This window comes from Pseudenhygromyxa sp. WMMC2535 (assembly GCF_011083025.2).
This window is the reverse complement of the sequence record NZ_JABJWV010000008.1, coordinates 1-6,001: the sequence shown is the minus strand read 5'-3', so window position 1 is coordinate 6,001 and position 6,001 is coordinate 1. Positions and strand designations below refer to the sequence as shown.

Genomic DNA, 6,001 nt, shown 5'->3' with positions numbered 1-6,001 from the left:
GCCACAGGTCGGGGGTCAGCAGCCAGCAGCAGCCGCGGCGCTGGACCAGCGAGTAGGCGTAGTTCTCGAGGCCGCTGTCGCCGTCGTCGTCGTAGCCGCCGTTGCCCAGGGACACGCCGGCGTGGGACAGGCCGCTGGGGTCGACCTCGGAGTCGACGGTGGCGTTGCCGCCCAGGCCGTCGCCGATGCCGGGGGTGCCGATGGCGCGATCGAGGGTCTGCCAGCGGAACCAGGACTTGAAGCCGTAGTTGACCACGGGCAGGCCGCTCGACAGCTTGCGCTGGAGCATGCCGGGGTCGTCGCGGCGCTCGAGGAAGATGCTGAACTGGCGGACGTCGTCGTACTTCTCGGCCGAGAAGGCCTGGGCGACGAGGTTGCCCGAGTCCCACTCGGCGCCGAGCAGCTGGGCCGTGGTCGGGCCACTGGACGCCCAGTCGTAGCTCACGCCGAAGGTCAGGGCGTTGCGCTTGTCGGGGCCGAAGTCGAAGGTCAGCTTGACCGAGTCGACGGAGTCACCGTAGTCGGTGTCGACCATGCGCACGATGTCGGCGTGCTCGCCGCGATCGTAGCCGTTGCCGTCGTTATAGAAGATGCCCATACCCCAGTGGTTGGGCATGCGGCCGGCCTCGAGGGTCATGCCGAAGCCGAAGCGAATCTCGCCCCAGGCGCGCTTGACCGTGATGCTGTCGGTCAGCGAGTTCACGCCCTGGGTGGGCGCGGCCATCGAGCGGGTGAACAGGCTGACGGGCGCCCAGGGGTTCTCGGCGGCGAAGCCCTGGGGGGTGCTGCCGAGCACCAGGTTGTCGAGCAGGTCGACCTGGGCGTGGACCTTGACCGTGTCGGTGACGTGGATCGTGGGCTCGAGGCGCAGGCGGAGGTTGGCGCTCGAGGTGCCGCGGCGACGGGCGCAGCGCTGGCTGATCTTCGTCGCGCTCACTCCGGCGGAGCTCAGCTGCTGGTAGCAGCTGGCGTCGTTGGACGAGAGGTCGCCCTCGTCGTTGAGCTCGGCGGTCTCGGCCGGAGGGATGAAGAACTTGTTGGTCTCGGTGTCGAGATCGTCGTAGTCGAGGTTGAGGTCCAGGCGGTGGAAGTAGTCCGCGCGCATGCGGAAGTAGCCGTGGAGCTCGAAGAGCTGGACCTTGCGCCGACCCTCGGGCTGCGCCGGGACCGGGACGACCGGGGCGAGGGCGCCCTTGTCCTTGGGCGCGGCCTCGGCCGGGCCGTCTTCACTGTCGCCGCCGCCGGGCGGGCCGCCTGGGCCACCCGGGCCGGCTTGGCCGCCGGGCATGGCACCCGAGCCGGTCCCCCCCATCGGCGGGGCGGCCCAGGCCGTCGCCGAGAGGCCCAATCCGAGGCCCAATCCAAGGCCAGTTGCGACGCCGAGGCCGAGGGTCGATCCCAAGATCGGACCCAAGACAGAGGTCGCGAAGCACAGTGGTCGCCGAGGAGTGGGCATGAAAGCGGGGCACGATAGCCAGCGTCCGATGACCCGTCAACGCCGGGCCTGGAGCTCGTTTAGAGGCTTTAGGTGCAAATTGCGCCAGGATTGGGGGCGCCCTGGGGGTGCGCGATCGCGGCAGCGCACGCGGCCCTCGGCTTGGCGTACCCTGGCCCGATGAGCGCCCAGTGGCACCCCGGCCAGCTGCTCTTCGTCGGCTTCCCGGGTCGCACGATCCCCCCAGACCTCGCGGCCTGCATCCGCGAAGGTCGCGTCGGCGGGGTGATCTTGTTCAAGCGCAACGTCGGCGAGCCCAGCGAGGTCCGCGAGCTGGTCCGTGAGCTCCACGCGCTGGCCCCGCGGACGCGCCGCTGACCGTGGCCGTGGACCAGGAGGGCGGCCGGGTCCAACGCCTGCGAGATCCCTGGACCGAGTGGCCGCCGATGCGCGCCCTGGGCTCGCGCAGCGTGGCGGACACGGCCCGCTTCGCCGCGGCCATGGCCCTCGAGCTGCTCGACTGCGGCTTCGACCTCGACTTCGCGCCGGTGGTCGACGTCGACAGCAACCCCGACAACCCAGTGATCGGCGACCGCAGCTTCGCCCGCGACGCGGCTCGGGTCTCGGCTCACGCCACCGCCTTCATCCAGGCCATGCAGGGCAAAGGCCTGGCCGCCTGCGCCAAGCACTTCCCCGGTCACGGCGACACGGATCTCGACAGCCACCTCGCGCTGCCGCGCCTCGACCACGGCCGCGAGCGCCTCGATCGCGTCGAGCTCCCGCCCTTTCGCGCGGCGGTCGAAGCTGGCGTGGCCAGCGTGATGACGGCCCACGTGCTCTACCCGCGCCTCGACCCCAAGCGCCCGGCCACGCTCTCCCCCGAGGTCATGGGGGTGCTGCGCGACGAGCTCGGCTACGACGGCCTGGTGCTCTCCGACGACATCGAGATGCGGGCCGTCGCGGATCACTTCTCCGTCGAGGCGCGCAGCCTCGGGGCGCTGCGCGCAGGCGTCGACGTGATCTTGGCCTGCTCCGCGGCGGACCTGCGCGAAGAGGTGATCGCCAAGCTCGAGGCGGCCCCGGACGCGCTGGTCGAGGACGCGCTGCGTCGCGTGGTCGCGTTCAAGGCCCGCTTTCAGGCTCCGGCGGTCGTGCCCCTGAGCGAGCTCGGGCCGCCCTTTGCGAGCCACCGGGCCCTGGCCGAGTCCCTGCGGGTGCCGGCGAGCGAGGACCCGGGGACTGATCCAGCTGATCCAGCTGATCCAGCTGATCTAATCGATCCCACCGAGCGCGACTGAGCTGCGGCTCGTGCATCACGCGTCTTCGTGAGTGGTGGCGCGGCCCAGGTCGCGCGGCTGGTCGTCCGTTTTCGTGAGGATCTGTATCGCGCGTTTCGCTCGCAGACGCTTTGGATCACAGATCGGCTGTAGCGACTTCAAAACGAGATTTCGAGCGCTCACGAGGAGGCGCGCGCGTGGAGGGGGGCGACTTTGCCCCTCGTGTAATTAGATTGTGTTCGTGCTCTGGCGCCTCGTCAGCGCGATATCCTGGCCAGGCGAGACGAGCATGACGATGGCGCATCGTCATGCTCGTCTCGCCTGGCCAGGATATCGCGCTGACGAGGCGCCAGAGCACGAACACAATCTAATTACACGAGGGGCAAAGTCGCCCCCCTCCACGCGCGCGCCTCCTCGTGAGCGCTCGAAATCTCGTTTTGAAGTCGCTACAGCCGATCTGTGATCCAAAGCGTCTGCGAGCGAAACGCGCGATACAGATCCTCACGAAAACGGACGACCAGCCGCGCGACCTGGGCCGCGCCACCACTCACGAAGACGCGTGATGCACGAGCCGCAGCTCAGTCGCGCTCGGTGGGATCGATTAGATCAGCTGGATCAGCTGGATCAGCTGGATCAGTCCCCGGGTCCTCGCTCGCCGGCACCCGCAGGGACTCGGCCAGGGCCCGGTGGCTCGCAAAGGGCGGCCCGAGCTCGCTCAGGGGCACGACCGCCGGAGCCTGAAAGCGGGCCTTGAACGCGACCACGCGACGCAGCGCGTCCTCGACCAGCGCGTCCGGGGCCGCCTCGAGCTTGGCGATCACCTCTTCGCGCAGGTCCGCCGCGGAGCAGGCCAAGATCACGTCGACGCCTGCGCGCAGCGCCCGAGGCTGCGCGCCTCGACGGAGAAGTGATCCGCGACGGCCCGCATCTCGATGTCGTCGGAGAGCACCAGGCCGTCGTAGCCGAGCTCGTCGCGCAGCACCCCATGACCTCGGGGGAGAGCGTGGCCGGGCGCTTGGGGTCGAGGCGCGGGTAGAGCACGTGGGCCGTCATCACGCTGGCCACGCCAGCTTCGACCGCCGCGCGAAAGGGCGGGAGCTCGACGCGATCGAGGCGCTCGCGGCCGTGGTCGAGGCGCGGCAGCGCGAGGTGGCTGTCGAGATCCGTGTCGCCGTGACCGGGGAAGTGCTTGGCGCAGGCGGCCAGGCCTTTGCCCTGCATGGCCTGGATGAAGGCGGTGGCGTGAGCCGAGACCCGAGCCGCGTCGCGGGCGAAGCTGCGGTCGCCGATCACTGGGTTGTCGGGGTTGCTGTCGACGTCGACCACCGGCGCGAAGTCGAGGTCGAAGCCGCAGTCGAGCAGCTCGAGGGCCATGGCCGCGGCGAAGCGGGCCGTGTCCGCCACGCTGCGCGAGCCCAGGGCGCGCATCGGCGGCCACTCGGTCCAGGGATCTCGCAGGCGTTGGACCCGGCCGCCCTCCTGGTCCACGGCCACGGTCAGCGGCGCGTCCGCGGGGGCCAGCGCGTGGAGCTCACGGACCAGCTCGCGGACCTCGCTGGGCTCGCCGACGTTGCGCTTGAACAAGATCACCCCGCCGACGCGACCTTCGCGGATGCAGGCCGCGAGGTCTGGGGGGATCGTGCGACCCGGGAAGCCGACGAAGAGCAGCTGGCCGGGGTGCCACTGGGCGCTCATCGGGCCAGGGTACGCCAAGCCGAGGGCCGCGTGCGCTGCCGCGATCGCGCACCCCCAGGGCGCCCCCAATCCTGGCGCAATTTGCACCTAAAGCCTCTAAACGAGCTCCAGGCCCGGCGTTGACGGGTCATCGGACGCTGGCTATCGTGCCCCGCTTTCATGCCCACTCCTCGGCGACCACTGTGCTTCGCGACCTCTGTCTTGGGTCCGATCTTGGGATCGACCCTCGGCCTCGGCGTCGCAACTGGCCTTGGATTGGGCCTCGGATTGGGCCTCTCGGCGACGGCCTGGGCCGCCCCGCCGATGGGGGGGACCGGCTCGGGTGCCATGCCCGGCGGCCAAGCCGGCCCGGGTGGCCCAGGCGGCCCGCCCGGCGGCGGCGACAGTGAAGACGGCCCGGCCGAGGCCGCGCCCAAGGACAAGGGCGCCCTCGCCCCGGTCGTCCCGGTCCCGGCGCAGCCCGAGGGTCGGCGCAAGGTCCAGCTCTTCGAGCTCCACGGCTACTTCCGCATGCGCGCGGACTACTTCCACCGCCTGGACCTCAACCTCGACTACGACGATCTCGACACCGAGACCAACAAGTTCTTCATCCCTCCGGCCGAGACCGCCGAGCTCAACGACGAGGGCGACCTCTCGTCCAACGACGCCAGCTGCTACCAGCAGCTGAGCTCCGCCGGAGTGAGCGCGACGAAGATCAGCCAGCGCTGCGCCCGTCGCCGCGGCACCTCGAGCGCCAACCTCCGCCTGCGCCTCGAGCCCACGATCCACGTCACCGACACGGTCAAGGTCCACGCCCAGGTCGACCTGCTCGACAACTGGTGCTCGGCAGCACCCCCAGGGCTTCGCCGCCGAGAACCCCTGGGCGCCCGTCAGCCTGTTCACCCGCTCGATGGCCGCGCCCACCCAGGGCGTGAACTCGCTGACCGACAGCATCACGGTCAAGCGCGCCTGGGGCGAGATTCGCTTCGGCTTCGGCATGACCTCGAGGCCGGCCGCATGCCCAACCACTGGGGTATGGGCATCTTCTATAACGACGGCAACGGCTACGATCGCGGCGAGCACGCCGACATCGTGCGCATGGTCGACACCGACTACGGTGACTCCGTCGACTCGGTCAAGCTGACCTTCGACTTCGGCCCCGACAAGCGCAACGCCCTGACCTTCGGCGTGAGCTACGACTGGGCGTCCAGTGGCCCGACCACGGCCCAGCTGCTCGGCGCCGAGTGGGACTCGGGCAACCTCGTCGCCCAGGCCTTCTCGGCCGAGAAGTACGACGACGTCCGCCAGTTCAGCATCTTCCTCGAGCGCCGCGACGACCCCGGCATGCTCCAGCGCAAGCTGTCGAGCGGCCTGCCCGTGGTCAACTACGGCTTCAAGTCCTGGTTCCGCTGGCAGACCCTCGATCGCGCCATCGGCACCCCCGGCATCGGCGACGGCCTGGGCGGCAACGCCACCGTCGACTCCGAGGTCGACCCCAGCGGCCTGTCCCACGCCGGCGTGTCCCTGGGCAACGGCGGCTACGACGACGACGGCGACAGCGGCCTCGAGAACTACGCCTACTCGCTGGTCCAGCGCCGCGGCTGGCTGCTGACCC

General features: G+C 70.2%; 3 protein-coding genes and 2 pseudogenes. 3 read left to right on the top strand and 2 right to left on the bottom strand.

All coding sequences use genetic code 11. The annotated features are described in order from the left end of the window. Positions 1-1,456, bottom strand: a pseudogene (locus tag G6O69_RS41775) (hypothetical protein); the annotation flags it as partial. Between the two features lie 159 nt (positions 1,457-1,615). On the opposite strand from G6O69_RS41775, the gene G6O69_RS41110 reads away from it, so the two are divergent. Beyond that, positions 1,616-1,813, top strand: coding sequence for a hypothetical protein (locus G6O69_RS41110; RefSeq protein ID WP_255216830.1), 198 nt, complete (start codon positions 1,616-1,618; stop codon positions 1,811-1,813). Positions 1,814-1,815: 2 nt separating this feature from the next. Further along, entirely contained in the window at positions 1,816-2,733 is a 918-nt protein-coding gene (nagZ, locus tag G6O69_RS37490; RefSeq protein ID WP_346017166.1) for a beta-N-acetylhexosaminidase, read from the top strand. A gap of 612 nt (positions 2,734-3,345) precedes the next feature. Here nagZ and G6O69_RS37485 read toward each other — a convergent pair. Further along, complete coding sequence (locus G6O69_RS37485; protein WP_275943160.1) at positions 3,346-4,407, bottom strand: glycoside hydrolase family 3 N-terminal domain-containing protein; 1,062 nt, start codon at positions 4,405-4,407, stop codon at positions 3,346-3,348. 159 nt (positions 4,408-4,566) lie between these two features. Between G6O69_RS37485 and G6O69_RS41770 the strand changes: the two are divergent. Further along, a pseudogene (locus tag G6O69_RS41770) lies at positions 4,567-6,001 on the top strand (hypothetical protein); the annotation flags it as partial.